The sequence below is a fragment of the Streptomyces sp. CB01881 genome, from assembly GCF_002953255.1.
Classification (GTDB): domain Bacteria; phylum Actinomycetota; class Actinomycetes; order Streptomycetales; family Streptomycetaceae; genus Kitasatospora.
Map to the genome: position 1 here is coordinate 5,879,406 of NZ_CP026498.1, position 25,397 is coordinate 5,904,802.

Consider the following 25,397-nt stretch of genomic DNA (forward strand, 5'->3'; position numbering starts at 1 on the left):
ACGAGTGGACCGATCCTCTTGACCTATTTTGCGCAGATCAGGGCGAAACCCCAACGAGGCAGAGCCGCAGCGGCATGCCGAAGGGGTCGTTCCGGACACCGGAACGACCCCCTCCACCTGCGCGGATCCGCGACGACCTGCTACAACAGGCCGTCCCAGAACTGCTCCAGCAGGACGGCCCACCAGGTGTCCGCCGACTGCAGGGCCGCCGGGTCGATCGCGGCGAGCTGGGCCTGGAAGTCGGTCGTCCAGCGACCGGCCTGGTCCGGCGTCAGCCCGTACCGCAGCCGCCACATCCTGCCCAGCAGGGCCAGGGCGCGGACGAACTCCGGTACACCGCTGTTGACGAACCGGGGTGGCTCCCCGGTTCCGTCCATGTCCACCGCGACCACGTGCGCCGTGCCGTACTGCACACAGAGCTGGCGGCCGTAGTCGTTGCCGAGCACCAGGTAGCCGCCGAAGTCCGGGCCGCCCGCCAGGCCGCGCTCGGCGGCCAGCTCGGCGAGCGTCGGGATCGGCCGGCCCTCCTGGGCCTGGGCCCAGAAGAACGGGCCGAACTCGCGCGGCAGGCCCGCCCACATCAGGGTCTGCGCCACCGGCTCGGGGACGCCCTGACGCGAGACGGCGCGCTGCTCGAAGCGGAACACGTTCTGGGCGAAGGCGTGGCCGAGCTCCTGGGCGAGCTGCTGCGGTGCGATCGGCGGCAGCGGCGGGACCGTCCCCGGGGCGGGCAGCGGCACCCGGAACGGGCGGACCCGCTGGGCGCCGGAGGCCAGCTGGTGCAGTTCGTCCAGGTGGTCGAGCAGCTGGGCCATCCCGGCCTGCCGGGAGTGGTGGTCACGGCCGTAGTCGGCGGTGTGGGTGAGCCTGACGTTCGGCCAGGACGCCGCGATCATCCGGTTGCAGTAGCCGCCCGGGAGGTCGCAGGACTCCAGCTCGGTGTAGAGCTCCAGCACCTGCTCCGGCGGGACGTTCAGCCGGCGCAGGTCCTGGAGGATCTTCCACTCCGGGTGCGGGGTGCCGGGCTCGCTGCGGTGCAGCAGCTTCTGCTCGGAGCCGTCCGGGCCCCGGTAGCTGAGCGCGGCGAAGTAGCCCGGGCCGACGGCGGGCACGCCCGGCGGCACCGGGGCGCCCTGCGGCGGGCCCGGGACGGGCGCCGGGGGGACGGCGGCCGCCGGGGCCGGGGCGGCGGGCGAGGCCGCTCCCGGGTAGCCGTAGCCGGCCGCGGGCGCGCCGGGGCCGGGGCCACCGGGCGGCGGCGGTACGGCCGGGCCGCCGGACGGCGGGGTCCCGGGGTCGGCGGGCGCGCCGAGCAGCGCCGGGTCGATCGCGCCGGCCAGCTGGGTGCGCTCGTACGCCACCCCTGCACCGGGCGTGGCGCCGGCGGGCGGAGCGGGCGGCCCGGCCGGCGCGTCCGTGCCGCGCAGGCCCGCCGGGGGCGGGGGCGGCGGGGCACCGCCCGCGCCGCGGCCGCCCGGGCTCGCGGCGGGGGTGCCGGAGCCGGGGGTGTTCCGCAGCTCGCCCGGCGGGGGCGGCGGCGGGGCCGAGCCGGTGCTGCGGCCGAGCGAGACGGGGGCGCCGACCGGGCCGGGCGCGCCGCCGCGCAGGCCCGCCGGGGGCGGGGGCGGCGGGGCACCGCCCGCGCCGCGGCCGAGGGCGCCCTGCGGCGCGTCTCCGGCGGGCGGGGCGACGGGCGCGCCGGGGCCGGGAGCGCCCGGCAGACCGGCCAGACCCGGCAGCCCGTCCGGCGAGGCCAGCATGGTCGCCGCGTACTCCACGGGCGCACCCGGGCCGCCGGCACCCGGCGCACCGGGACCGGCAGGAACACCCGGCGCACCCGGCGCACCCGGCAGGCCGGCCAGACCCGGCAGCCCGTCCGGCGGCGCCAGCATGGTCGCCGCGTACTCCACGGGCGCACCCGGGCCGCCGACACCCGGCGCACCGGGACCGGCAGGAACACCCGGCGCACCCGGCGCACCCGGCGCACCCGGCAGGCCCTCCGGCGGCGCCAGCAGGGTGCGCGCGGGCTCGGCGGCCGGCCCCCCGACCGGGGCCGGGGGCATGTCGTAGCCGCTCACGGGCAGCAGTTCGGTGGCCGCCTCGGCACCGGGCCGGGGCTCGCCGGGCAGGCCGGCCCCGTTGGTCCGCAGCCCGTCGGGCAGCAGCACGGTCGCCGCCTCGACCCCCGGGGAGCCGGCCGGCGGCGCCGGCGGCACGGCCGGGCCGGCCGGCGCGACGGGCGCGGGCGGCGGGAAGGGGAAGGCCGGCTCGTCGTGGCCGGGCGGCGGCGCGAGCATGGTCGGCGCGTCCCCGGCCGGGCGCTCGGAGACCGGCGGCGTGGTCAGCACGGCGGGCGCCGGCACGGGCTCGGAGGCCGCAGCCGGGGCGGGAACGGCAGGGGCGGGCGCAGCCGGCGCAGGGGCGGGAGCGGGCTCCGGCGTCCCCAGCCGCTCGGCCTCGGCCGCGATCGCCGCGGCGCCGGCCTCCTGGAGCCACTGCGGCGGGCTGAGCAGGAAGGACGTCGCCTCGACCGGCCCGGGGGCGGGCCTCGCCGCCCCGGCCGGGTTGGCCGCCACCGGCCGGCCGTAGACCTCCTCGTACTGGCGGACCACCTCGTTGACGGGCAGGGCGGGCCAGAGCGTGCTGGCGCCGGAGTCCCGGGCGATCACCAGCCGCACCTCACCGGCCGAACCCCCGGAGGCGGCCGGACCGCCGACGCCGTCGGCACCCGCCTCGCCCGGGGTCTGGGCGCCGTCGCCGGGCTGGACCGCCCAGCAGACGAAGCCCAGGTCGAACTCCCGGACCCGCACCTCGCGCTGCTGTGAACGCGGCACCCCGCCGTTGATCCACTCGTCGGCGAGCTCCTGCGCCTGCGCATACGTCACCACGCCCGGTTCACTCCTGTCCCCTTCATCCCCGCTTGCTGCTTCGTCCCGGCTTCTCGGGCACCCTTGACCACCGCCGTCGGGGCCATGTCAGCCCACCGGCACGACGCGGGCGAACCCACCGTCCACCATCAGTTCCGCCACCGTCTCCAGCTCCGGCGGGCTGCCGGCCAGCCGGAGCAGGAAGGCGTCGAAGTCCTCGCCGCAGGGCAGCAGCAGCCGGGCGACGCGGTCCTCGGGCGCCTCGGGCGCGCCGCCGTCGCGGGCGTCGTCGTAGAGGCAGAACCAGACCGAGCCGGTCCGTTCGCCGCGCACCTTGAGCGCCACGATGCCGCCCTGGGCGTAGGCGATGCCCAGGAAGTCCTTGGTGAGGTGGTCGCGCAGGCACTTGTTGGCGTAGACGACGTCCTCGGTGCCGTACTCCTCGCTGAGGGTCAGGAACGGCTGGTCGAGCAGCAGCCCGAGCTCGGGGTCGAGCGCCACGCCGACGGGGGCGCGGCCGCCGCCGAGCTTGAGGAAGGTCCGGTAGGCGCCGGGCAGCCGGTAGCCGAGGCGCTCCTCGGCGCGCTGGACGAGGTCCTCGGTGACGCCGATCGGGTCGCCGCCGTCCTTGGCGAGCGAGAAGTGCGCGGGGCGGCGTTCCTGCAGCGGGCGGGTGCCGCGGCGGCCGTGGTCGGCGCTGGAGGTGGCCAGGCCGCCGTGGTGCCGCAGCAGCGCCTTGACCTCGACCGGGACCAGCTCCATCCGGCGCCAGCCGGGCGCGGCCCGGCCGACCGCGTGGTGCCAGGTCCAGCCGGGCGGCGTGGCGACGGCGGTCTCCAGGTCGGCCCAGAGCGGGTGGCCCTGGGTGAACTGCGCGGCGTTGGCCGAGACGTAGTCGGTCAGGCGCAGCTCGTCGACGCCGAAGCCCTCCGGCGGGTCCGCGACCTCGGCCGCGGCGGCGGCGTAGGGGCCGAAGTCCGGGAAGCCGTACTCGTCCACCCGGACCCCGGCCGGGTGCCGCTCCGCGCGGACCGGGTCCGGGAACTGCACCACCTGACCTGCGTACGCCGCGTTCGGTGCGGCGGCGACGCCGGGCCGACCTGTCGTCATCTGGGAGCCCCCACTGGCTGCTGCAAATACTCCGGTGCGCTTGCTGGCTACCAGCGTAGGGGGTCGGCCCCGGACCCGGACCCCCGCCCGGGGGGCGGGGCCTCGGCGAGGTGCTCGGCGACGCGCCACCGCCGGCCCTGGGCGAGCGCCTTGGCGAGGGCCTCGGCGACGCGCTCCTGCCGGCCCCCGGTGATCTGCGGGTAGAGCGGCAGGGTGAGCAGCTCCCGGGCGGCCCGCTCGGCGACCGGGAACGCCCCCTCGCCGTGGCCGAGGTGACGGAACGCGGGCTGGAGGTGGACCGGCACGGGGTAGTGGACGCCCGCGTCGACGCCGGCCGCGTGCAGGGCGGCGAGCACGGCGTCCCGGTCCCGGCCGGGCCCGATCCGGACCGCGTACAGGTGCCAGACGTGCTCGTTGCCGGGCGCGGTCCGGGGCGTGGTGACGCCGTCGAGCCCGGCCAGCAGGAGGTCGTACCGGCCGGCGGCGGCCCGGCGGGCGTCGTTCCAGGCGGGCAGCCGGCGCAGCTTGGCCCGCAGGACGACGGCCTGGAGGGCGTCCAGCCGGGAGTTGAAGCCGAGCCGCTCGTGCTCGTACTTGCGGCCGGAGCCGTGGTCGCCGATCAGCCGGACGCAGCGAGACCTCGGTGGAGCCGGCGATGTTGTAGACCCGGTCGGTGACGGGCGCGGCGGCGGCCAGCAGGTTGGCCCGGGCGATGTCCTCGGTGTAGACGAAGTCCATGGTCTGCGCGCCGTCGCCGAAGATCAGCGGCGGCTGCCCGGCGGCGATCCGCTCCATCCAGCGGATGAACACCTCGGTGTACCTGCCGTGCACGTCCATCCGGGGGCCGTACACGTTGAAGTACCGCAGCGCGACGTAGTCCAGCCCGTGCATGGCGTGGAAGGAGCGCAGCAGGCCCTCGTTGAAGACCTTGGCGGCGCCGTACAGGGTGTCGTTGTTGTAGGGGTGCTGGGTCTCGGGCGTGGGGAACGTGTCGGCGAGGCCGTAGACGGAGGCGGTGGAGGAGGCGATCACCTTGCCGACACCCTTCTCGGCGGCGGCCTCGACCACGTCGAAGGTGCCGTCGACCATGATCTCCAGGGCGAGCCGGGGCTCGGTGGCGCACTGGGTGATCCGGATCGCGGCCAGGTGGAAGAGCAGGTCGGTGCCCGGGTCCAGCAGTTCGCGCAGCAGCGCGCGGTCGCGGATGTCCCCGTCCACCACCCGCAGCTGTCCGGGGGCGGCGCTCTTCCGGGCGCGGGCCAGGTTGGCCGCTCGGCCGCGGACGAAGTTGTCGAGCACGACCACCTCGCGGGCGCCCGCCTCGATCAGCTGGTCGACCACGGTGGAGCCGATGGTGCCGGCCCCGCCCGTGACCAGGCAGCGGGAGCCCTCGATCTGTACAGCGTTCACCGCGCGGCGGCCCTTTCGTGTGCGTCGGACATTCGGTCGACCGGCACGGTGTCGTCGAGACCGGCACCCACCGGGATGGTGGCGCCGCCGAGTTCGAGGCTCAGCGAGGCGGCCTCCAGCAGTTGCAGCACGCGCAGCCCGGCCCGGCCGTCGGTGAGCGGCGCCCGGCCCTCGGTGATGGCGGCGGCGAACTCGGCCATCACGTTGCGCAGCGCCTCCTGCTCGACCAGCGCGGGCGCGACCATCTCGCCGACCCGGTAGGAGATCAGCGCCTGGTGGCAGATCGCGTCGGTCAGCTCGTCGGGCGGGGTGAGGTCCACGCCGCGGTCGTGCACCGCGAGCCGGGCCTGCAGGTTGAGGTCGTCCCAGACCAGGGTGCGCCGCGAGCCGCCGATCAGCGTCGTGCGGACCTTGGTCGGGGAGAGCCAGTTGACGTGGCAGTGCGCCAGCGCGCCGTTGCTCAGCCGGACGGTCAGGTAGGCGACACAGGACCGGCCGGCGCCGATCGGGTCGGCTCCCTGGGCGGAGACCCCGACCGGTTCGACGCCCGGCGGCAGCACGAAGTCGAGGATCGAGAGGTCGTGCGGGGCGAGGTCCCAGAGCACGTCGACGTCCGGCTGGACCAGCCCGAGGTTGATCCGCACCGAGTCGAAGAACTGCACGTCGCCGATCTCGCCGCCGTGCACCAGCTCGCGGATCCGGCGCACCACCGGGGTGTAGCAGAAGGTGTGGTCGCACATCAGCACCAGCCCGCGCTCCTCGGCGAGCCCCACCAGTTCGGCGGCCTCCGCGGCGGAGGTGGTGATCGGCTTCTCCACCAGGACGTGCTTGCCCGCCTCCAGCGCAGCCCGGACCAGCCGGTAGTGCGCGGCGGCGGGCGTGGCCACGGCGACCGCGCCGACCCGCTCGTCGGCGAGCACCTGCTCGAACGAGGTGGTGGACCGGACGGTGCTGTACTCCCCCAGCACCCGGCGCGACCGGCTCTCGTCCAGGTCGCAGAGCCAGTGCAGGCGCAGCGCCGGCGTCTGCTGCGCGTTGCGGACCAGGTTCGGGCCCCAGTAGCCGGCCCCGACCACGGCGATCCCGATCGGGTGCGCGGGCGTGGGCTGCGGCGGCACCCCCGGTGTGGGCACGTGCTCGCCGGGTGCCTCGTTGGCGGTTTCCGTCCCCGTCATCGCAAGACCCCCCTTGCTCGACCCGGGGCCCCCTTACCCCGGCGGCGTCAACGGCCAGAGCGGGCAGAGGAGTTGTCATGCCACGCCGGAAACCCTCCTCCGGCCGGCCACCCCTGGGCCCACTGCTGGAACGCTGCCGGCCACCGCCTGCGACCGGGGGTGGGTTCGGGAAACCTGGGGACGGGTCGTGACGACGGCGTGCGGATCCGGCCGGTGTCCCGTGCTCGTCCGGCCTGCCGCCGGGACCGGTCGTCCGCCCTCGTACCCCGGTTGTGCGGATGTCGGTGACATTTGACAGTCTTGCCCCGGGCCAACCCTGCCGGCCGTGCCGTCGGCGGGAAGAGGAACGGGAAGAGGAAGAGGAGGAGGAGGACGCATGACCACCGGGGAACCGGCCGGGCCGCCCCTGTTGCGCCACCACCGCGACAGCCTGCTGCCCGCCGTCGCCGCCGCCCTGTCGCTGAAGGGCGGGGAGGTGCACACGCTGGCCGGTGACAAGCCCGCCCGGCGGCCGCTGCTGCACCCACTGGTCGGCGACTTCCTGGACGCGCTGCCGCTGGAGCACCGCGAGCGGTTCACCGGCCGCTGCCCGGAGGCCGTCCTGCTCTCCCAGTACCTGGCCACGGTGGACGCCCGGCGCTCCAAGCGCGCCTCCCGCAAGCCGATGAGCGTTCAGGACGCCCGCAAGGCGCTCAAGGGCTCCCGGCTGACCACCGTCCGGATCCGCGAGGAGCACGACCCGGCGCACGGCACCCACGCGCCGCCCTGCCGCTCCTGCGCGCCGCTGCTGGAGCACTTCACCGTGCAGAGCGTGGCCGTCGGCCCGCGCTGACCCGGCACCCCCGCACGCCCCCTGCCCCCGAGCCACCGGAGCCCGCCCTGAACCCGCCCAGCCCGCCCCAGCCCCCGCCGACCACGCTCGGCGGGCCCGCCCTGCGGACCCGCCCGCGCTTCCCCGCCGATGTCGCCGCCGAGCTGAAGGCGGCCGGCTGGCACCCCGGCCGCTGGGAGATCCGGCAGGCCGAGGAGTGGGCCGACGCCCTGGTGGGGTACGGCAGCCCGGCCGGCGTCCAGCACACGGTGTTCCCCGCGGCGGTGGAGGCCTGGGCCGAGTTCGGCGGCCTCGCCTTCGACCTCGCCGGCCCGGGGCGGCAGCTGGCCCGCACGCCGTTCCTGGTCGACCCGCTCTGCGGGCTCCACCAGCCGCGCACCCTGGCCGACCTCGGCCGCGCCCTGGACACCCGGCTGGCCCCGCTCGGCGAGGAGGCGTACGGGCAGGCACTGCTCGCCGTCGACGAGGAGGGCCGGGTCTTCAGCCTCGACCACACCGGCGAGTGGTTCCTCGGCCACGACATCGACCAGGCGATCACCGCGCTGGTCCTCGGCACCGCCCCGGAACGGCTGCGCACCGCCGACGAGACGTAGCCGCCGCGCACCCCGGGCCGCCCAGGCCCCGGGCGGCCGCGGTCCAGGCCGGCCAGCTGGTTCAGGCCGGTCGCAGTCAAGGCCGGCCAGCTGGTTCAGGCCGGTCGCAGTCAAGGCCGGCCGGCCGGTTCAGGCCAGCCGGTCGGTCCGGACCGCCAGCCGGGAGGGCAGTACGGCCTCCACCCGGAACCCGCCGTCACGCTCGGACCCGGCCGAGAAGGTGCCGCCCAGCGCAACCACCCGCTCGCGCATCCCGACCAGCCCGTTGCCGCCGCTGGGCAACGCCGCCGCGCCGCGCTCGCCGTCCGGGCAGGCGTTCACCACACTCACCCGCACGCCGTTCGGCGCGTACGCCAGCAGCACGGACACCTCCGCGCCGCCGGCGTGCTTGTGCGCGTTGGTCAGGCCCTCCTGCACCACCCGGTACGCGGTCTGCTCGGCGTCGGTGGTGAACTCCTGGCGGCTGCCGCTGACGGTGAGGGTGACGGCCATCCCCGCCGCCCGGGACTGGTCGACCAGCCGGGGCAGCGCGGTCAGCGAGTCCGGCTCCGGCGCGGCCTCGTCCGACATCCGCAGCACCCCGAGGATCTCGCGCAGCTCGTTCAGCGCCTGCCGGCCGACCTCGCCCATCAGCTTGGCGCTCTGCGCGGCCTTCTGCGGGTCCTTGGCCACGATCCGCTCCAGCGCCCCGGCGTGCACCACCATCAGCGACACCCGGTGCGCCACCACGTCGTGCATCTCCCGGGCGATCCTGGTCCGCTCCTCCAGGCGGGCGCGGCGGGCGCGCTCGCGGGCCTGCTCGGCCAACAGGTCCAGCTCGGTCTCCAGGCCGTGCGCGCGGTCCTTGAGCGACTCGATCAACCGCCGCCGCGCGCCCATGTAGAGGCCGGTCACCACCGGCGGCACGGTCAGGCCGACGGCCACCAGCACCGCCAGCAGCACCTGACCCCAGAGCGGCGGCTGCTCGACCGACGTGTCGGAGGGCGTCAGCATCGACACCAGCATCACGGCGACCGCCTCGGCGAAGGCCAGCGCCGACAGCGCCACCACCCGCCGCCGCCGGGAGGGCCACTCCCAGGTCTCCGCCAGCGTGTACAGCGACACCACCAGCAGCACCACGCCGAGCATCCCGGGCATCGCCACCAGGGCCACCAGCACCGGGACCGCCGGCCAACGCCGCCTCAGCACCAGGCTGGCCCCGGCCATCGCGCCGAACAGTGCGACGCCGACGATCGCGAGCGCCCCCATGTGAACCCGGGGCGCCAGGAAGGCGACCGCGCTGGCCGCGCACTCCAGGGCCGCCAGCGCGGCCAGCCCGATGTCCAGGAGAGCGCTGCGGCGCCGCTCCCACCACCAGAACGACCGGTCCTGCGCGCGCTCCCCAGGCGACTTGCTCATAACCCCACAGCCTAAGCGTCAACCTCACCCCCTCCCCACCCGGTGTCGTTCCGACACCCTTTCGGGCGGCCAAGTGGTCCAGACCACTTCCGGAGAACGTGATCTTGTCCGCCATCCGGCCACCTCGCGGACACCACCCCTCCCGACACCTATGCTGGTCGCGTCGGACAGCGCGGTCCGCACGCGTCACACGCGCCACACGCGCGCGGAACTGTGGCGATGAGCCGTTGCCGAACCCCACCACCACAGGGAGCCAGCCGTGACCGCTCCGGTCCCCAACCCGGCGGACAACCCCAGCCGTGTCAGCGCATCCGGCGCCGAGGCTGACAACACAGCCCTGCGCGCGGACATCCGCCGCCTCGGCGACCTCCTCGGCGAGACGCTCGTCCGCCAGGAGGGCCCCCAGCTGCTGGGCCTGGTCGAACAGGTCCGCCTGCTCAGCCGCACCGACGGCGAGGCCACCGCCGAGCTGCTCTCCGACATCGACCTGGAGACCGCCGCCAAGCTCGTCCGCGCCTTCTCCACCTACTTCCACCTCGCCAACGTCACCGAACAGGTGCACCGCGGACGCGAGTTCGCCACCCGCCGGGCCCGCGAGGGCTCCCTGCTCGCGCAGACCGCCGACCAACTGGCCGAGGCGGACCCCAAGCACCTCGCGGACACCCTCGCCCACCTGGCCGTCCGCCCGGTCTTCACGGCCCACCCCACCGAGGCCGCCCGCCGCAGCGTCCTCAACAAGCTCCGCCGCATCGGCGAGCTCCTCGACCGGATCCACCGCGAGCAGCTCGCCTCCGGCCTCGCCGCGGCGGACCCCGCCCGGACCACCTCCGCCAAGCGCCAGGCCGACCGCCGCCTCGCCGAGGTCATCGACCTGCTCTGGCAGACCGACGAACTGCGGATCGCCCGCCCGGAGCCCACCGACGAGGCCCGCAACGCCGTCTACTACCTGGACGAGCTCTACCGCGAGGCCGTCCCCGAGGCCCTGGAAGAGCTCCACGAGGAGCTCGCCCGGGTCGGCCTCACCCTGCCCGACGGCGTCCGCCCGCTCACCTTCGGCACCTGGATCGGCGGCGACCGCGACGGCAACCCGAACGTCACCCCGCAGGTCACCTGGGACGTCCTCAACCTCCAGCACGAGTACGGCATCAAGGACGCCCTCGCCGCCGTCGACGACCTGCGCAGCTCCCTCTCCACCTCCGAGCGGCTGGCCGGCGCCTCGGTCGAGCTGCTCGCCTCGCTCAACACCGACCTGCACCTCCTCCCCGAACTCAGCCCGCGCTACAAGCGGATGAACGCCGAGGAGCCCTACCGCCTCAAGGCCACCTGCGTCCGGCTCAAGCTGGAGAACACCCGCGAGCGGCTCGCCCACGGCACCCCGCACACCGCCGGCCGCGACTACCTCGGCACCCGCGAGCTGATCGCCGACCTGCGCCTCATCCAGGACTCCCTGCGCGCCCACCGCGGCGGCCTGATCGCCGACGGCCGGCTCGCCCGCGCCATCCGCACCATCGAGGCGTTCGGCCTCCAGCTCGCCACCATGGACGTCCGCGAGCACGCCGAGGCCCACCACCACGCCCTCGGCCAGCTCTTCGACCGGCTCGGCGAGGAGGCCTGGCGCTACGCCGACATGCCCCGCGAGTACCGGCAGAAGCTGCTCGCCAAGGAACTCCGCTCACGCCGGCCACTCGCCCCCACCCCGGCCCCCCTGGACGCCGCCGGCACCAAGACCCTCGGCGTCTTCAACACCATCCGCGAGGGCTTCGAGCGCTTCGGCGACGAGATCGTCGAGAGCTACATCATCTCGATGTGCCAGGGCGCCGACGACGTCTTCGCCGCCACCGTCCTCGCCCGCGAGGCCGGCCTGATCGACCTGCACGCCGGGATCGCCAAGATCGGCATCGTGCCGCTGCTGGAGACCACCGACGAACTCCAGGAGGCCGACCGGATCCTGGACGAGATGCTCTCCGACCCCTCCTACCGGCTGCTCGTGTCGCTGCGCGGGGACGTCCAGGAGGTCATGCTCGGCTACTCCGACTCCTCCAAGTTCGGCGGCATCACCACCTCCCAGTGGGAGATCCACCGCGCCCAGCGCCGGCTGCGCGACGTCGCCCACCGCTACGGCATCCGGCTGCGCCTCTTCCACGGCCGCGGCGGCACCGTCGGCCGCGGCGGCGGCCCCTCGCACGAGGCCATCCTGGCCCAGCCCTGGGGCACCCTGGAGGGCGAGATCAAGGTCACCGAGCAGGGCGAGGTCATCTCCGACAAGTACCTGCTGCCCTCGCTGGCCCGGGAGAACCTCGAACTGACCCTCTCGGCCACCCTCTCCGCCTCCGCGCTGCACACCGCCCCGCGCCAGGCCCCCGAGGAGCTGGCCCGCTGGGACGCCGCCATGGACCAGGTCTCCGAGGCCGCCCACACCGCGTACCGGGCCCTCGTCGAGCAGGAGGACCTGCCGAAGTACTTCTTCGCCGCCACCCCGGTCGACCAGCTCGCCTCGCTGCACCTGGGCTCCCGCCCGTCCCGCCGCCCCGACTCCGGCGCCGGCCTGGACGGCCTGCGGGCCATCCCGTGGGTCTTCGGCTGGACCCAGTCCCGCCAGATCGTCCCCGGCTGGTACGGCGTCGGCTCCGGCCTCGCCGCCGCCCGCGAGGCCGGCCTGGGCGACGTGCTCGACGAGATGCACGGCTCCTGGCACTTCTTCCAGAACTTCCTGTCCAACGTCGCCATGACGCTGGCCAAGACCGACCTGCGGATCGCCCGCCACTACGTCGAGCAGCTGGTGCCGGCCGAACTGCACCACGTCTTCGACCAGATCACCGCCGAGCACGACCGCACCCTGCGCGAGGTGCTCCGGCTCACCGGCGAGAGCGAGCTGCTGGAGCACAACCCGGTACTCAAGCAGACCTTCACCGTCCGCGACGCCTACCTCGACCCGATCTCCTACCTCCAGGTGGCGCTGCTGCGCCGCCAGCGCGAGGAGGCCGCCGCCGGCCGCCACGAGGACCCGCTGCGCGCCCGCGCGCTGCTGCTGACCGTCAACGGCATCGCGGCCGGCCTGCGCAACACCGGCTGACCCCGGCCACCGCACACGGAAGGGCCCCGCACCGCGGGGCCCTTCCCCGTTCCCGGGCGGAGGACCGGCACCGGAGAACGCCGCAGGGGCCGGCGCCCGGTTACCCCGGACCCGGCCCCTGCGGCCTCGTCACTCCCCCAGGTCGCCCGCGCGCCGGCGCTTCACCCACAGGGCCGCACCGCCCGCCGCCACGACCAGACCGCCGCCGACGGCCAGCAGGCCCGCGTCACCGCCGACCGAGCCGCCCAGCACCGGGCCGAACTGCGCCGACGCCGGATCCGAGGACACCACACCCGGATCGGGCTCCGCCACCGCGTCGGCGTGCGCCACGCCACCGGTGAGCAGCACCCCGGCCGCTCCCAGCGCACCGGCCGTACCCACCCGTCGTCCGAGCTGCCGCAGCCGGACCACCCGGACCCGACGAAGGCGCCGGACCGGCCGAAAACTCCGCATCGAGAACTCCCCAGAACCCGTTCGCGTACTCGCCCGACGCTATCGGATCCCGCACACGGTTCTCACACCTATTCAGGTTTGGACGGCCAAGCGTTGTACGACTGTTGCGTACACCCACGCGGCGCCTGACGGTCAGTCACCGGCTCAGGAGTTGTACGTCCCCTGCGCCCGCTCCAGCCCCTCCGTCAGCAGCGCCTCGACCGCGTCCGCCGACCGGTCGACGAACCAGTCCAGCTCCTTGCGCTCGGCGCCGGAGAAGTCCTTCAGGACGAAGTCCGCGACCTCCATCCGGCCCGGCGGGCGGCCGATCCCGCAGCGCACCCGGTGGTAGTCCGGGCCCAGCGACTTGGTGATCGACTTCAGCCCGTTGTGGCCGTTGTCCCCGCCGCCCAGCTTCAGCCGCAGCGCCGCGTAGTCGATGTCCAGCTCGTCGTGGACCGCCACCACCGCCGAGGCCGGCACCTTGTAGAAGTCCCGCAGCGCCGTCACCGGGCCGCCGGAGAGGTTCATGAACGACATCGGCTTGGCCAGCACCACCCGGCGGCCCCCCAGCCGGCCCTCGGCGGTCTGGGCCCGGCTCTTGTGCGCCTTGAACTTCGCCCCCATCCGCTGGGCCAGCAGGTCCACCACCATGAACCCGATGTTGTGCCGGTTCCGGGCGTACTGCTCACCCGGGTTGCCCAGGCCCACCACCAGCCAGGGGCCCTCGTACACGTCCTCGCTCATGCGCCCGCCTCGCTCCGCTCACTCATCCCGCGCTCCTCGTACTCGACCCTCGTCGTCATCATCCCGGACATGCCGCTGCCCCGGCCGCTCCCAGTACGGGAGCGACCGGGGCAGCGGTCAGGCTGTACGCGGGGCTCAGGCCTCGGCGCCGGCCTCGGCCTCGGTGGCCTCCTCCTCGGCCGGGGCGGCCTGGGCACCGATGACCTGCAGCACGACGGCGTCGGCGTCGACGGCCAGCGAGGTGCCCTTGGGCAGCTCGATGTCACCGGCGGTGATCGAGGCACCGGCCTCCAGGCCCTCGACCGAGACGGTCACGGACTCGGGCAGGTGGGTGGCCTCGGCCTCGATCGGCAGGGCGTTGAGCACGTGCTCCAGCAGGTTGCCGCCGGGGGCCAGCTCGCCCTCGGTGTGCACCGGGATCTCGACGGTGACCTTCTCGCCGCGCTTCACGAGGAGCAGGTCGACGTGCTCGATGGTGCGCTTGATGGCCTCACGCTGGACGGCCTTCGGCAGGACGTACTCGTCCTTGCCCTCGATCGGGACGACCAGCAGGGCGTTCGGGGTCTTGAGGGCCATCATCAGGTCGTGGCCGGGCAGGTTCAGGTGAACCGGGGCGTGGCCGTGGCCGTAGACGACACCGGGGACGAAGCCGGCACGGCGGGCGCGACGGGCGGCACCCTTGCCGAACTCGGTACGGCTCTCAGCGGCAAGGCGAATCTCGGACACGACTGCACTCCTCGTGAAGATGGCGCGGGGGTGCAGGCAACGCGAAAAACCGCCGGGACCACACCCTCAGTACGTTCGGGGGTCACTCGGCGGCGTACGACCTCTGCCGACAGCCGGGGTTCCGGCAACGGCAGCGCGTCGATCACGGAGCGGGCACCCGTCGAGCAGGCACACGGCATCCCTCGCCGAGCAGTTTCACGAGTCTAACCGCACCGGCGGCCTCCCGCGAAATCGGCGGCGGCCCCGGCCCTTCCGGACCGGGGCCGCCTGCACGGGACTTCGTCAGTGCACACCCTCGAAGAGGCTGGTCACCGAACCGTCCTCGAACACCTCGCGGATCGCGGCCGCGATCGACGGGGCGATCGACAGCGTCGTGATCTTGTCGAGCTGGAGCTCGGCCGGGGTCGGCAGCGTGTTGGTGAACACGAACTCGCTGACCCGGGAGTTCTTCAGACGGTCGGCCGCCGGGCCGGAGAGCACACCGTGGGTCGCGGCCACGATCACGTCCGCCGCACCGTTCTCGAACAGCGCGTCGGCCGCGGCGCAGATGGTGCCCGCGGTGTCGATCATGTCGTCGACCAGCACGCAGACCCGGTCCTTGACGTCACCGACCACCTCGGCGGAGAGGATGGTGTTGGCCTGCGTCATGTCGCGGCGCTTGTGGATGATCGCCAGCGGCGCGCCCAGACGGTCCGACCACTGGTCGGCGACCTTCACCCGGCCGGCGTCCGGCGAGACGATGGTCAGCCGGTCACGGTCGACCTTCTCGCCCAGGTAGTCGGCCAGCAGCGGCAGCGCGAACAGGTGGTCGACCGGGCCGTCGAAGAAGCCCTGGATCTGCGCGGTGTGCAGATCCACCGCCATCAGGCGGTCGGCGCCCGCCTGACGCAGCAGGTCCGCGATCAGACGGGCGGAGATCGGCTCCCGGCCCAGGTGCTTCTTGTCCTGACGGGCGTAACCGTAGAACGGCAGGATCGCGGTGATGCTCCGGGCGGAAGCCCGCTTCAGAGCATCGATCATGATCAGCTGCTCCATGATCCACTGGTTGATGGGAGCCGTGTGGCTCTGCATCACGAAGCAGTCCGCGCCGCGCGCCGACTCCAGGAAGCGGACGTAGATCTCACCGTTGGCGAAGTCCAGGGCCTTGGTCGGGACCAGCTCGGTCCCCAGCGAAGCAGCCACCTCCCTCGCCAGCTCAGGATGGGCACGGCCGGAGAAGAGCTTCAGTTTCTTCTCACCCGACGTCGTGATCCCGCTCACTGCACCGTCTCCTCGCGTAATGACGCTGAACCCGTCCGCACCGCAGGCAGGCACGAGCCCGCTGGCGATAGGGGTCGGGGGAATGTCGGTACGCCTGAACACGGGCGGTAAGCCCAATGGCGCACGTATGTCCCCAAGGTTACGCGCCCGCGCAGAAACCGTCCGCCCCGGTACCGCCCTCGGACTCCCGCCCGGCCCCGGTCAGGCCTCCGCAGCCCCTTCCGACGCGGCGGCCGCGGCCTGCGCCGATGCGGTCCCGGAGCGCTTGCGCTCCACCCAGCCCTCGATGTTGCGCTGCTGCGCCCGGGCCACGCCCAGCGCGCCGGGCGGCACGTCGGTGGCGATCACCGAGCCGGCCGCGGTGTAGGCGCCGTCACCGACGGTGACCGGGGCGATGAACATGTTGTCGGACCCGGTACGGCAGTGCGCCCCGATCACCGTGCGGTGCTTGTTCACCCCGTCGTAGTTCACCGTGACGGACGCGGCGCCGATGTTGGTGCCCTCACCGATGGTGGCGTCCCCGATGTAGGAGAGGTGCGGCACCTTGGCGCCCTCGCCCAGCTCCGAGTTCTTCACCTCGACGTACGTGCCGACCTTCGCCTTGCGGGCCAGCTTCGCCCCCGGCCGCAGGTACGCGTACGGGCCGGCGGAGGCGAAGTCGCCCACCTCGGCACCGTTCGCCGTGGTGTTGCTCACATGGGCGCCGGCGCCGATCCGGGTGTCCTTCAGCGTCGAGTTCGGGCCCACCTCGCAACCCTCGCCCAGGTGGGTGCGGCCCTGCAGCTGGGTGCCCGGCAGCACCACCGCGTCGGGCTCGTACGACACCTGGACGTCGATCCAGGTGGTCGCCGGGTCCACCACGGTGACGCCCGCGCGCATCGCCTTTTCCAGCAGGCGGTCGTTCAGCAGCCGCCGGGCCTGCGCCAGCTGCACCCGGTCGTTGATGCCCAGGATGTCCCGGTAGTCCACGGCCACCACCGCGCCGACCCGGTGGCCGGCCGTCCGCAGGATCTCCAGGGTGTCGGTGAGGTACTCCTCGCCCTGCACGTTGTCGGTGGTCACCCGGGACAGCGCCTCGGCCAGCAGCTTGGCGTCGAAGGCGAAGACCCCGGAGTTGATCTCGGCGATCGCCCGCTGGGCGTCCGAGGCGTCCTTCTCCTCGACGATCGCCGCGACCGCGCCGTCCGCCCCGTCCCGCAGGATCCGCCCGTAACCGAACGGGTCCGGCACCACGGCCGTCAGCACGGTGACACCGTTGCCCTGGTCGGCGTGGGCCCCGGCGAGCGCCGCCAGCGTCGACCCGGTCAGCAGCGGCGCGTCCCCGGTGGTGACGATCACCGTGCCGTCCAGCTCCACACCGTCCGCCGCCAGCGCCTCCAGCGCCGTCCGCACGGCGTGCCCGGTGCCCTTCTGCTCCTCCTGCACCACGGCGCGCGCCGCCGGGTGGTGCGCCGCCAAGTGCTCCTGCACCTTCTCGCGCATGTGCCCGATCACCACGACCAGCTGCTGCGGCATCAACTCCTCGGCCGCCGCCACCGCGTGGCCCACCAGCGACCGTCCGCACACCTCGTGCAGCACCTTGGGCAGGCTGTTCGACTTCATCCTGGTCCCGCCACCGGCGGCAAGCACGACAACGGCGGCAGGCGAATTGGCACTCACTGGTGGAGGCTCCTCAGTCGGTTCACAGAGAGGGCAGTGCAGCCCGGCCAGGACCCAGGCCGGTCGCCTTCGCACAGTCTGCCGAGCAGGCCCGACAATACCGGCGGTGGGGTGAAAGGCCCGAAAAACGGGCGCCCGTTGCTCCGCCGCTAGGATTCGAACCCAGACAAAGGCCTCCAAAGGGCCCTGTGCTGCCATTACACCACGGCGGATCGATCATCAACTCGCAGCGCCCGGGGCGCTCCGACACAGACTACGGGTTGCGGCCTCGGACCTCCACCACCATTGCGCGACCGGCCGCGCCCGCGCGGGCCTCCCGGAGCTCCGTCCCCCCAGTCGAGTGAAATGCACCCACTCGCCCCCGTCGGCGTATTCCCCCCGTAACCAGGCACAACCTACGATGCCGTAGGTTACGCCAACGTAGCCTCCGCCCCCTCCCCCAAGGGACGCCCATGACCATCCAGGCCGGCGAGGCGCGCGCCGATACCGCGCACTCCATCGATCCCGCCCCGACACAGCTGTCCGCCACACGTGGCGGGGAGAAGCAGGGGCTCGCCGAGCGGGTCGCGCTCGGGCTGTTCATCGCCGTACCGTTCGCCGCGCTGCTGGCCGCCGTACCGGTGGCCTGGGGGTGGGGACTGGGCTGGACGGACGTCGCGATCGCCGGCGCCATGTACTTCCTCACCTGCCACGGGATCACCGTCGGCTACCACCGCTACTTCACCCATGGCGCCTTCAAGGCCAACCGCACCCTGCGGGTCGCCCTCGCGATCGCCGGGTCGCTGGCGATCGAGGGCCCGCTGGTGCGCTGGGTGGCCGACCACCGCAAGCACCACCGGTACAGCGACAAGGACGGCGACCCGCACTCGCCCTGGCGCTACGGCGAGACCGTCCCGGCCCTGCTCAAGGGCCTCTGGTGGGCGCACATGGGCTGGCTCTTCGACGAGGAGCAGACCCCCCAGCTGAAGTACGCGCCCGACCTGGTGCGCGACCCGGCCATAAGAGCGGTCTCCCGGCTGTTCTGGCTCTGGACGACGCTCTCGATGCTGGTGCCGCCGCTGGTCGGCGGGCTGGTCACGCTCTCCTGGCAGGGCGCGCTCTCCGCGTTCTTCTGGGGCTCGCTGGTCCGGGTGGCGCTGCTGCACCACGTCACCTGGTCGATCAACTCGATCTGCCACGCGGTGGGCGCGCACCCGTTCCGCTCCCGGGACCGCTCCGGCAACGTGTGGTGGCTGGCGGTGCTCTCCTGCGGCGAGTCCTGGCACAACCTGCACCACGCGGACCCGACCTCGGCCCGGCACGGCGTGCTGCGCGGGCAGGTCGACTCCTCGGCCCGGCTGATCCGCTGGTTCGAGCTGGCCGGCTGGGCCCGGGACGTCCGCTGGCCGGACGCGCAGCGGATCGCCGCCCGCCGCGCCGCATGAGGGCGCGCCTGCAGCATGATGTAGGGGTGAACGGGAGCAGCGCAGACAGCACAGGCGGCCACGAGAGCACGCGGACGGAGGCCGCGTCCGGTGCGGCGCAGGCCCGTCCGCGTGCCGCTGCCCCGGTGGACGGGGCTGCGCCGGCGGGGCGCCGGCGGGGCGGCCGGGTGCGGATGACCGGGAAGCAGCGGCGGGAGCAGCTGCTGGAGATCGGCCGGTCGGTGTTCGCCGAGCGCGGCTACGACGGCACGTCGGTGGAGGAGATCGCCGAGCGGGCGGGCGTCTCCAAGCCGGTGGTGTACGAGCACTTCGGGGGCAAGGAGGGGCTGTACGCGGTGGTGGTGGACCGCGAGATGCAGTTGCTGCTGGACATGGTGACGGGGGCGCTGACCGGCGGGCACTCGCGGGAGTTGCTGGAGCAGGCGGCGTTCGCGTTGATGGACTACATCGACACGTCGACGGACGGCTTCAAGATCCTGGTCCGGGATTCGCCGGTCGCCCAGTCGACGGGCACCTTCGCCTCGCTGATCAGCGACATCGCGACGCAGGTCGAGGACATCCTGGGCCTGGAGTTCAAGGCGCGGGGCTTCGACGCGCGGCTGGCCCCGATGTACTCGCAGATGCTGGTCGGGATGGTGGCGCTCACCGGCCAGTGGTGGCTGGAGGTGCGCAAGCCGCAGAAGGCCGAGGTGGCCGCCCATCTGGTCAATCTGGCCTGGCACGGCCTGGAGGGGATGGAGCGGCACCCGAAGCTGGTCGGCGAGCGGAAGGCGTAGGGCCCGGGCCGGGGCCTTCCCCGTAGGGCCCGGCCCGGGGCCTGCCCTGTCAGGCCTACCTCTTCCTGACCCCGACGGCGAAGATCCGGCGGAACGGGAAGACGGTGCCGTGCGGTCCGGCCGGGTAGGCCTCGCGGAGCAGGGCGCCGTACTCGGCGAGGAAGGCGTCGCGGTCGGCGGGGTCGGTGAGCCGGGTGAGGACGGGCCGCAGTGCGGTGCCCTTGACCCATTCCAGGACGGGGTCGGGTCCGGTGAGCAGGGTGCTGCAGGTGGTCTCCCAGACGTCGGCGGTGCAGCCGGCGTCGGCGAGGGCCTGGAGGTACTCGCCGGGCTCGTGGACGCCGGCCCGGGCGGTGTCCTCGCCGACGGCCCCGCGCCAGCGGGGGCTGCGGCGCAGTTCGGCGAGCGCGGTGTGGCTGGGCGAGCCGAAGTTGCCGGGTACCTGGAAGGCGATCACGCCGCCGGGTTCCAGTGCGGCGGCCCAGCGCGGCAGCAGTCCGATGTGGCCGTCGATCCACTGCAGGGCGGCGTTCGAGACGATCAGGTCGGGCTTCGCGTCCGCCGGGTCGTACGTGCCCGCGTCGGCGAGCAGGTAGCCGGCGGTGGGTTCGCCGGTGGTGCGGGCGGTGGCGAGCATCTCGGCGGAGTTGTCGATGCCGGTGATCCGGGCGCCGGGCCAGCGCTCGCGCAGGACGGCGGTGGAGTTGCCGGGGCCGCAGCCGATGTCGAGGACGGTGGCGGCGGGTTCGTGCGGGACGGCGGGGACGCGGGCGAGCAGGTCGCGGAGCGGGCGGGTCCGTTCGTCGGCGAAGCGCAGGTACTGTTCCGGGTCCCAGACGGGGGTGGTCATGGTGGGCCTCACAAGTATCTCGACATCAAGATATCCAGACGCAGCTTCCACGTTACATTTCTCGACGTCAAGAGACTTCACATCGACACATCCCCCGATACACTGATCGTCATGGAGGACGAGGTCGACCGCCTGGTCGCAGCATGGCGCCGAGAGCGCCCCGACCTCGACGTGGAACCGCTTGAGGTGCTCAGCCGGGTCAGCCGGCTCGCCCGGCACCTCGACCGCGCCCGCCGGACGGCCTTCGCCGAGCACGGCCTGGAGCCCTGGGAGTTCGACGTGCTGACGGCTCTGCGACGGGCCGGCTCCCCGTACCAGCTCTCCCCCGGCCAGCTGCTGACCCAGACGCTGGTCACCTCCGGCACGATGACCAACCGGATCGACCGGCTCACCGGCAAGGGCCTGGTGAAGCGCCTGCCCGACCCGGACGACCGGCGCGGCGTGCTGGTCCGGCTGACCGAGGACGGCCGCGACCGCGCCGACCAGGCACTCGCCGGGCTGCTCGCGCACGAACGCGAGCTGCTCGCCCAGCTCACCGGTACGCAGCAGGGCGAGCTCGCCGGGCTGCTGCGGCAGCTGGTCGCCCCCTTCGACAACATCCCGGGCTGAACCACCCCCCGGGCCTGAGCACGGAACCCCTGCGGCCCTGCGGCACTGCGGCACAGCGACGGCCGCGCGCTAGAAACCGTCCGGGTAGGGGGCGCTGAGCGCGGGCACCGGGGCCGGCTCCGGCTCGGCCGTCCGGTAGCCGGGCAGCAGCTCCGCCAGCCACCGCCGCACCTCCTCGTCGCTGTTGCCCGCCGCCGCCTCGTGCAGGCCGGTCAGCCCGCCCGCGAGGTCCTCGGGGCCGGCGGCGGACTCGGCCACCGTGGCGTAGATCCGGGCGTGCGCGGTGGGCAGCCGCTCCTCGCCCTCCGAGAAGAGCGCCTCGTTCAGCTTCTCGCCCGCCCGCAGGCCCGTGTAGCGGATCTCCACCTCGTCGCGTCCGAGCTGGACCTGCTCGGCGAAGTTGTGCACCAGGTCGACGATCCGCACCGGCTCGCCCATGTCCAGCACGAACACCTCGCCGCCATGGGCCATCCGGCCGGACTCCAGCACCAGGCCGACGGCCTCCTCGATGGTCATGAAGAACCGGGTCACGTCCGGGTGTGTGATGGTCACCGGGCCGCCGCTGCGCAGCTGCTCGGCGAGGACCGAGAGCAGCGAGCCGCGCGAGCCCAGCACGTTGCCGAAGCGGACCGCCGAGAACACCCCGGTGCCGAGGTTGCGGGCGTCGCGGGCGTTGGCCTGCACGATCAGCTCGGCCAGCCGCTTGCTGGCGCCGAGCACGGACGTCGGGTCGGCCGCCTTGTCGGTGGAGATCAGGACGAACCGCTCGACGCCGGCGGCCAGCGCGGCCTCCACCAGGTGGTCGGTGCCGAGCACGTTGGACTTGACCGCCTCGCTGGGGTGGCGCTCCAGCAGCGGCAGGTGCTTGTGGGCGGCGGCGTGGAAGACCACCTCGGGCTTGAGGTCGCGGAAGATCTGCTGGATCCGCGGGCGGTCGCGGATGTCGGCGATCACCAGCGAGTCGTCGGTGAGCAGCGCCTCACCCCAGATCTCCAGCTGGAGCCGGTGCAGGTTGGACTCGTCGTGGTCCAGCTGTAGAGCGCGCCCGGGTTGAACGCGTGGACCTGGCGGCAGAGTTCGCTGCCGATCGAGCCGCCGGCGCCGGTCACCAGGACACGCCGGCCCTCGATCACGTCCCGGACGTCGGCCGAGACCACGTGCACCTCGTGCCGGCCGATCAGCCGGTTGACGTCGAGGCTGCGCATGTCAGAGCCGACCACCTCGCGGCGCAGCGCGGCCAGGAACGACGGCAGGTAGCGGACGGCGGCGCCGGCCGCGGCGGCGGCGGTGGCCAGGGCGCGGACGCGCTGCGGGGCGAGGCCGGGGATGGCCAGCGCGACCACCTAGGCGCGGTGCCGGACGGCGAGTCCGGTGAGCTCCGCGAGGGGGCCGAGGACGGGGACGGCGCCGACGGACCGGCCGGCCTTGGCCGGGTCGTCGTCGAGCAGGCCGATCGGTGCGAGGCCGAAGTCGGGTGTCCGGCCGAGGTCGCGGACCAGGGCGGTGCCGGCCGCGCCGGCGCCGACGACCAGGGTGCGCAGGCCCGTCGGTGGTGCGCTCCGGTCCGTTCCCGGGCTGTCGTGGGCTGTATGCGGGCGCGCGGAAGTGCTGTGCGGCGACATCTGTCCTCCGGATTTCCCCGACCTGACCGGCCTGGGCCGGTACCTGGGTGTTACGGGCGGATCAGCCGGCGCCGGGGGCCGTGGTGGTGACGACGGACGGTGCGGCTGTGGGCGCGGCCGGTTCGGTCGGGCTGATGCCGGCCCGGCGCGCGACCGCGACGGCGGCCAGGGTGGAGTGCACCCCGAGCTTGCCGAGAACGTTCTGCATGTGGGTGCGCACGGTGTGCGGGGAGAGGTAGAGCCGTTCGGCGACGGCCTGCCGGCCGAGGCCGGCGACCATGCAGCGCAGGATCTGCTTCTCCCGGGGGGTGAGCGTGTCGACGAGGCGTTCGCTCTCGGTGCGGTCCCGCCGGGCGGTGGTGAGCTCCCGGATGACGCCGGTGAGCAGTGCGGGCGGCAGGTGCGTCTCGTCGCGCAGGACCCCGCGGATCACGGACAGCAGGCGGGCCAGCGAACTCTCCTTGGCCACCCAGCCGGTGGCGCCGGCGTGCAGCGCGCGGGCGGCGCGGTGCGGGTCGTCGGCGGTGGCCAGGACGACCGCCCGCAGCCCGGGGTGGTTGCGGCGGATGCGGGCGAGCAGTGTGATGCCGTCGGGGGCCGGGGCGGCGCCGTACTGCGGGGCCGCCGGGTGCACGGCTGCGGGCGGGGCCCCCGCCGGGGCGGGGGCCGGGCGGCGGGGCGCGGGCACGACGGCCGGGGGGCGGCGGGCGGCGTCCAGCGGGTCCGCGGCGGGCCGTGCCGTTCTGCGGGCCCCGGCGGCGGACTCGGCGCCGAGGTCGGCGTCGATCAGGATGACGTCGAAGGCCCGGCCCTCGACGGCGGCGCGTTCCAGCGCGCGCTCGGCGGCGGCGGCGCTGCCGGCCGCGCCGACCTCCACGTCGGATTCGGCGGCGAGCGCCGCGGCCAGTGCCTCGGCGAAGATCCGGTGGTCGTCGACCACCAGGACGCGGATCCGCCCCATCGTCACTTCCCCCCCTGCTCAGACCGGGCCGGGCCCCGGGCCGAGAGCCCGGTTCCGCCGCCTTGGCCTGGGCACTCGTCCGCCGCCCACCCCCCGGATTGCCGGGAGGACCGAAGGCGCCGACCCCCACCGGTACCGAAATCAGCGTACGGGGGTGGGGGTCGGCCCGGTGGGGGTTTGGTGAAGTTTCGTCAGGAGGTGCGCAGTTGGCGTTACTTGGCGCCCGTGACGGCGGGGTCCGCCGGCATGGCGCCCGGGAGTGGTTCAGGCACCGTACGGGCGGGCGGTGCGGGCGTCCCGCAGCGCGTGCGCCCACCAGGCGAGCTGGTCGAGCATGCCCTTGGCGGCGCCGTTCTGGACGGTCGCGTCGACCGGCTCGCCGTCCTCGCCGAAGAGGCTCCAGACGTTGTGGAAGCTGACGGTGTCGCGGACGGTGGCGGCGTGCAGTTCGGCGAAGACCAGCCGGAGCTGCTCGACCGCGCGCAGGCCGCCGCCGAGCCCGCCGTAGGAGACGAAGCCGACGGGCTTGGCCCGCCACTCGGCGCCGTGCAGGTCTATGGCGTTCTTGAGGGCGGCCGGGAAGCTGTGGTTGTACTCCGGGGTGATCACCACGAAGGCGTCGGCGGCGGCCAGCCGGGGCGAGAGCGCGGCGTGCCGCTCGGCCTGCTCGGCGGTGGGCTCCTCGCCCACGTGGGCCAGCGGGTGCTCGGCCAGGTCGATGACGTCGATGTCGAGGTCCGTGCGCTGCCCCGCGGTGCGGACGAACCAGTTGGCGACGGTGGGCGCGAAGCGGCCCTGCCGGGTGCTGGCGATGATGACGGCCAGGCGGAACGGGGTCTCGGACATGCGTGCCTCCAGGGATGCGCTGCTGTTCGTCACCGCCGGATCGGACGGCACGTCAGGTAAAGTACAACGTGTATGGCAACTAGTACAACGGTCGCTGTACCCTGCTTTCGAGGGAGGCCCCATGACCAGCCCGCAGGAAACCCCGGACCGCCCCCGTCGGGGGCTCGCCGAGAAGCGCCAGGCCATCGTGCGGGCCGCCCGCACGGTCTTCGGGCGGGACGGCTACACCCGCGCCAGCATCGACGCCATCGCGGCGGAGGCCGGGGTGTCCACCCGGACCATCTACAACCACTTCGCGGGCAAGGAGCTGCTCTTCCGGACCGTCGTCCGGGAGAGCTCGGCGCAGGTCGGCGAAGCCCAGCTGGACATCATCGACCGCCGGCTCGGGAAGGTCACCGACCTGGAGGCGGACCTCACCGCCTTCGCACTGGCCTGGCTGACCCCGCTGGCCGAGTTCGCGGACCACTTCGGACTGGTCCGCCAGATCAACGCCGAGGCCCGGCACCTGCCCAAGTCCGCCCTGGACGCCTGGCAGGAGGCCGGGCCGCGCCGGGTGCTCGCCGCGCTCGGGCAGCGGTTCGGCGAGCTGGCCGGGCAGGGGTGGCTGGAGACGCCCGACCCCGGGCGGGCGGCCGCCCACTTCGTGCTGCTGACCACGACCGAGGTCGCCCAGCGCTCGTACTTCGGCGCCTACCCGCTCGCCCGGGCGGAGACGGAGGAGATCGTCGTCGCCGGCGTCCGGGCCTTCCTGCGCGCCTACGCGGCGCCCCGCAGGTGACCTCGCGCGGGCGACCTCGCGCGGCCGCACGCCCCGGACGCGGGAGCGCCGCCGTCCGGGCCTACAGGCCGTTCTTCTCCAGGGTGAACTTCCAGGCGTCGGCGACGATGTCGTCCAGGTTCGGGCGGCGCGGGGTCCAGCCCAGCGCCTGGTGGGCGCGCTCGGCGGAGGCCACCAGCACCGCCGGGTCGCCCGCACGGCGGCCGACGGTCCGCACCGGGATCTCCCGGCCGGTGACGCGCCGGACCG

General features: G+C 74.0%; 23 protein-coding genes, 1 tRNA gene and 2 pseudogenes. 7 read left to right on the plus strand and 19 right to left on the minus strand.

The genetic code is table 11. From position 1 onward, the window contains the following. Window positions 1-140 precede the first annotated feature (140 nt). From C2142_RS15405 to C2142_RS15425, 5 genes and pseudogenes are all read right to left on the minus strand, one after another. Complete coding sequence (locus C2142_RS15405) at window positions 141-2,888, minus strand: SUKH-4 family immunity protein (RefSeq protein WP_148643174.1); 2,748 nt, start codon at window positions 2,886-2,888, stop codon at window positions 141-143. 87 nt (window positions 2,889-2,975) lie between these two features. Continuing rightward, entirely contained in the window at window positions 2,976-3,977 is a 1,002-nt protein-coding gene (locus C2142_RS15410; RefSeq protein ID WP_148644804.1) for an SMI1/KNR4 family protein, read from the minus strand. Window positions 3,978-4,024: 47 nt separating this feature from the next. Then, window positions 4,025-4,600: a DegT/DnrJ/EryC1/StrS family aminotransferase gene (locus tag C2142_RS15415; protein ID WP_148644805.1), complete on the minus strand. Its 576-nt coding sequence runs from the start codon at window positions 4,598-4,600 to the stop codon at window positions 4,025-4,027. Window positions 4,601-4,640: 40 nt separating this feature from the next. Further along, window positions 4,641-5,387 (minus strand): annotated as a pseudogene (locus C2142_RS15420) (NAD-dependent epimerase/dehydratase family protein); the annotation flags it as partial. After that, on the minus strand, window positions 5,384-6,562 hold the full coding sequence (locus C2142_RS15425) for a Gfo/Idh/MocA family oxidoreductase (RefSeq protein ID WP_241002599.1): 1,179 nt from the start codon (window positions 6,560-6,562) through the stop codon (window positions 5,384-5,386). The gene C2142_RS15425 and the pseudogene C2142_RS15420, both read right to left, overlap by 4 nt. A 376-nt stretch (window positions 6,563-6,938) precedes the next feature. Here C2142_RS15425 and C2142_RS15430 point away from each other — a divergent pair, with 376 nt between their 5' ends. After that, window positions 6,939-7,394 carry a YwqJ-related putative deaminase gene (locus tag C2142_RS15430; RefSeq protein ID WP_148643175.1) on the plus strand — a complete coding sequence of 152 codons (456 nt, stop codon included), beginning with the start codon at window positions 6,939-6,941 and terminating at the stop codon, window positions 7,392-7,394. A gap of 101 nt (window positions 7,395-7,495) precedes the next feature. Continuing rightward, window positions 7,496-7,987, plus strand: coding sequence for an SUKH-3 domain-containing protein (locus tag C2142_RS15435; RefSeq protein ID WP_241003202.1), 492 nt, complete (start codon window positions 7,496-7,498; stop codon window positions 7,985-7,987). A 129-nt stretch (window positions 7,988-8,116) separates the two neighbouring features. Here the strand turns inward: C2142_RS15435 and C2142_RS15440 are convergent, their stop codons facing one another. Beyond that, window positions 8,117-9,385, minus strand: a complete 1,269-nt coding sequence (locus tag C2142_RS15440) for a histidine kinase (protein WP_148643177.1) — start codon at window positions 9,383-9,385, stop codon at window positions 8,117-8,119. A gap of 259 nt (window positions 9,386-9,644) precedes the next feature. Here C2142_RS15440 and ppc point away from each other — a divergent pair, with 259 nt between their 5' ends. Beyond that, complete coding sequence (gene ppc, locus C2142_RS15445) at window positions 9,645-12,458, plus strand: phosphoenolpyruvate carboxylase (RefSeq protein ID WP_162002479.1); 2,814 nt, start codon at window positions 9,645-9,647, stop codon at window positions 12,456-12,458. Window positions 12,459-12,587: 129 nt separating this feature from the next. Here the strand turns inward: ppc and C2142_RS15450 are convergent, their stop codons facing one another. From C2142_RS15450 to C2142_RS15475, 6 genes are all read right to left on the minus strand, one after another. Further along, window positions 12,588-12,911 carry a hypothetical protein gene (locus C2142_RS15450; RefSeq protein WP_148643178.1) on the minus strand — a complete coding sequence of 108 codons (324 nt, stop codon included), beginning with the start codon at window positions 12,909-12,911 and terminating at the stop codon, window positions 12,588-12,590. A 144-nt stretch (window positions 12,912-13,055) separates the two neighbouring features. Further along, window positions 13,056-13,637, minus strand: coding sequence for an aminoacyl-tRNA hydrolase (pth, locus tag C2142_RS15455; protein ID WP_148643179.1), 582 nt, complete (start codon window positions 13,635-13,637; stop codon window positions 13,056-13,058). A 135-nt stretch (window positions 13,638-13,772) separates the two neighbouring features. Next, entirely contained in the window at window positions 13,773-14,363 is a 591-nt protein-coding gene (locus C2142_RS15460; RefSeq protein WP_148643180.1) for a 50S ribosomal protein L25/general stress protein Ctc, read from the minus strand. 282 nt (window positions 14,364-14,645) lie between these two features. Further along, the gene (locus C2142_RS15465) at window positions 14,646-15,623 is read right to left on the minus strand and encodes a ribose-phosphate diphosphokinase (RefSeq protein ID WP_148643181.1); all 978 of its coding nucleotides are present in this window, start codon (window positions 15,621-15,623) and stop codon (window positions 14,646-14,648) included. A gap of 201 nt (window positions 15,624-15,824) precedes the next feature. After that, on the minus strand, window positions 15,825-17,282 hold the full coding sequence (gene glmU / locus C2142_RS15470; protein ID WP_148643182.1) for a bifunctional UDP-N-acetylglucosamine diphosphorylase/glucosamine-1-phosphate N-acetyltransferase GlmU: 1,458 nt from the start codon (window positions 17,280-17,282) through the stop codon (window positions 15,825-15,827). Window positions 17,283-17,423: 141 nt separating this feature from the next. Next, window positions 17,424-17,494 (minus strand) — tRNA-Gln (locus tag C2142_RS15475). A gap of 240 nt (window positions 17,495-17,734) precedes the next feature. On the opposite strand from C2142_RS15475, the gene C2142_RS15480 reads away from it, so the two are divergent. After that, window positions 17,735-18,706 carry a fatty acid desaturase gene (locus C2142_RS15480; RefSeq protein WP_148643183.1) on the plus strand — a complete coding sequence of 324 codons (972 nt, stop codon included), beginning with the start codon at window positions 17,735-17,737 and terminating at the stop codon, window positions 18,704-18,706. Window positions 18,707-18,879: 173 nt separating this feature from the next. Continuing rightward, on the plus strand, window positions 18,880-19,482 hold the full coding sequence (locus tag C2142_RS15485) for a TetR/AcrR family transcriptional regulator (RefSeq protein WP_148643184.1): 603 nt from the start codon (window positions 18,880-18,882) through the stop codon (window positions 19,480-19,482). Between the two features lie 55 nt (window positions 19,483-19,537). Here C2142_RS15485 and C2142_RS15490 read toward each other — a convergent pair whose 3' ends face one another. Then, window positions 19,538-20,332: a methyltransferase domain-containing protein gene (locus C2142_RS15490; protein ID WP_148643185.1), complete on the minus strand. Its 795-nt coding sequence runs from the start codon at window positions 20,330-20,332 to the stop codon at window positions 19,538-19,540. Window positions 20,333-20,443: 111 nt separating this feature from the next. On the opposite strand from C2142_RS15490, the gene C2142_RS15495 reads away from it, so the two are divergent. Then, window positions 20,444-20,941, plus strand: coding sequence for a MarR family transcriptional regulator (locus C2142_RS15495; RefSeq protein ID WP_148643186.1), 498 nt, complete (start codon window positions 20,444-20,446; stop codon window positions 20,939-20,941). A gap of 69 nt (window positions 20,942-21,010) precedes the next feature. Here C2142_RS15495 and C2142_RS39850 read toward each other — a convergent pair whose 3' ends face one another. From C2142_RS39850 to C2142_RS15510, 5 genes are all read right to left on the minus strand, one after another. Continuing rightward, window positions 21,011-21,973: a polysaccharide biosynthesis protein gene (locus C2142_RS39850; protein ID WP_346766437.1), complete on the minus strand. Its 963-nt coding sequence runs from the start codon at window positions 21,971-21,973 to the stop codon at window positions 21,011-21,013. Then, window positions 21,892-22,284, minus strand: coding sequence for a polysaccharide biosynthesis protein (locus tag C2142_RS39855; protein WP_241002600.1), 393 nt, complete (start codon window positions 22,282-22,284; stop codon window positions 21,892-21,894). Before C2142_RS39855 ends, C2142_RS39850 begins: the two co-directional genes overlap by 82 nt. Next, window positions 22,285-22,563, minus strand: a complete 279-nt coding sequence (locus tag C2142_RS39860; RefSeq protein ID WP_241002601.1) for a hypothetical protein — start codon at window positions 22,561-22,563, stop codon at window positions 22,285-22,287. Between the two features lie 61 nt (window positions 22,564-22,624). Continuing rightward, window positions 22,625-23,524, minus strand: a complete 900-nt coding sequence (locus C2142_RS15505; RefSeq protein WP_148643187.1) for a response regulator transcription factor — start codon at window positions 23,522-23,524, stop codon at window positions 22,625-22,627. Between the two features lie 264 nt (window positions 23,525-23,788). After that, a complete protein-coding gene (locus C2142_RS15510; RefSeq protein ID WP_148643188.1) occupies window positions 23,789-24,370 on the minus strand; it encodes an NAD(P)H-dependent oxidoreductase in 582 nt (193 codons plus the stop codon). Between the two features lie 121 nt (window positions 24,371-24,491). Between C2142_RS15510 and C2142_RS15515 the strand changes: the two genes are divergently transcribed. Further along, window positions 24,492-25,148: a TetR/AcrR family transcriptional regulator gene (locus C2142_RS15515; RefSeq protein WP_148643189.1), complete on the plus strand. Its 657-nt coding sequence runs from the start codon at window positions 24,492-24,494 to the stop codon at window positions 25,146-25,148. A gap of 61 nt (window positions 25,149-25,209) precedes the next feature. Here the strand turns inward: C2142_RS15515 and C2142_RS39865 are convergent. After that, window positions 25,210-25,397 (minus strand): annotated as a pseudogene (locus tag C2142_RS39865) (UDP-glucose 4-epimerase GalE); the annotation flags it as partial.

What these genes read in the sequence shown, in the direction of transcription:
- C2142_RS15410 (WP_148644804.1), bottom strand. Translation starts at nt 3,977, where the DNA reads ATGACGACAGGTCGGCCCGGCGTCGCCGCCGCACCGAACGCGGCGTAC.
- C2142_RS15425 (WP_241002599.1), bottom strand. Translation starts at nt 6,562, where the DNA reads ATGACGGGGACGGAAACCGCCAACGAGGCACCCGGCGAGCACGTGCCC.
- C2142_RS15430 (WP_148643175.1), top strand. Translation starts at nt 6,939, where the DNA reads ATGACCACCGGGGAACCGGCCGGGCCGCCCCTGTTGCGCCACCACCGC.
- C2142_RS15440 (WP_148643177.1), bottom strand. Translation starts at nt 9,385, where the DNA reads ATGAGCAAGTCGCCTGGGGAGCGCGCGCAGGACCGGTCGTTCTGGTGG.
- C2142_RS15450 (WP_148643178.1), bottom strand. Translation starts at nt 12,911, where the DNA reads ATGCGGAGTTTTCGGCCGGTCCGGCGCCTTCGTCGGGTCCGGGTGGTC.
- pth (WP_148643179.1), bottom strand. Translation starts at nt 13,637, where the DNA reads ATGAGCGAGGACGTGTACGAGGGCCCCTGGCTGGTGGTGGGCCTGGGC.
- C2142_RS15480 (WP_148643183.1), top strand. Translation starts at nt 17,735, where the DNA reads ATGACCATCCAGGCCGGCGAGGCGCGCGCCGATACCGCGCACTCCATC.
- C2142_RS15485 (WP_148643184.1), top strand. Translation starts at nt 18,880, where the DNA reads ATGACCGGGAAGCAGCGGCGGGAGCAGCTGCTGGAGATCGGCCGGTCG.
- C2142_RS15490 (WP_148643185.1), bottom strand. Translation starts at nt 20,332, where the DNA reads ATGACCACCCCCGTCTGGGACCCGGAACAGTACCTGCGCTTCGCCGAC.
- C2142_RS15495 (WP_148643186.1), top strand. Translation starts at nt 20,444, where the DNA reads ATGGAGGACGAGGTCGACCGCCTGGTCGCAGCATGGCGCCGAGAGCGC.
- C2142_RS39860 (WP_241002601.1), bottom strand. Translation starts at nt 22,563, where the DNA reads ATGTCGCCGCACAGCACTTCCGCGCGCCCGCATACAGCCCACGACAGC.
- C2142_RS15505 (WP_148643187.1), bottom strand. Translation starts at nt 23,524, where the DNA reads ATGGGGCGGATCCGCGTCCTGGTGGTCGACGACCACCGGATCTTCGCC.
- C2142_RS15510 (WP_148643188.1), bottom strand. Translation starts at nt 24,370, where the DNA reads ATGTCCGAGACCCCGTTCCGCCTGGCCGTCATCATCGCCAGCACCCGG.
- C2142_RS15515 (WP_148643189.1), top strand. Translation starts at nt 24,492, where the DNA reads ATGACCAGCCCGCAGGAAACCCCGGACCGCCCCCGTCGGGGGCTCGCC.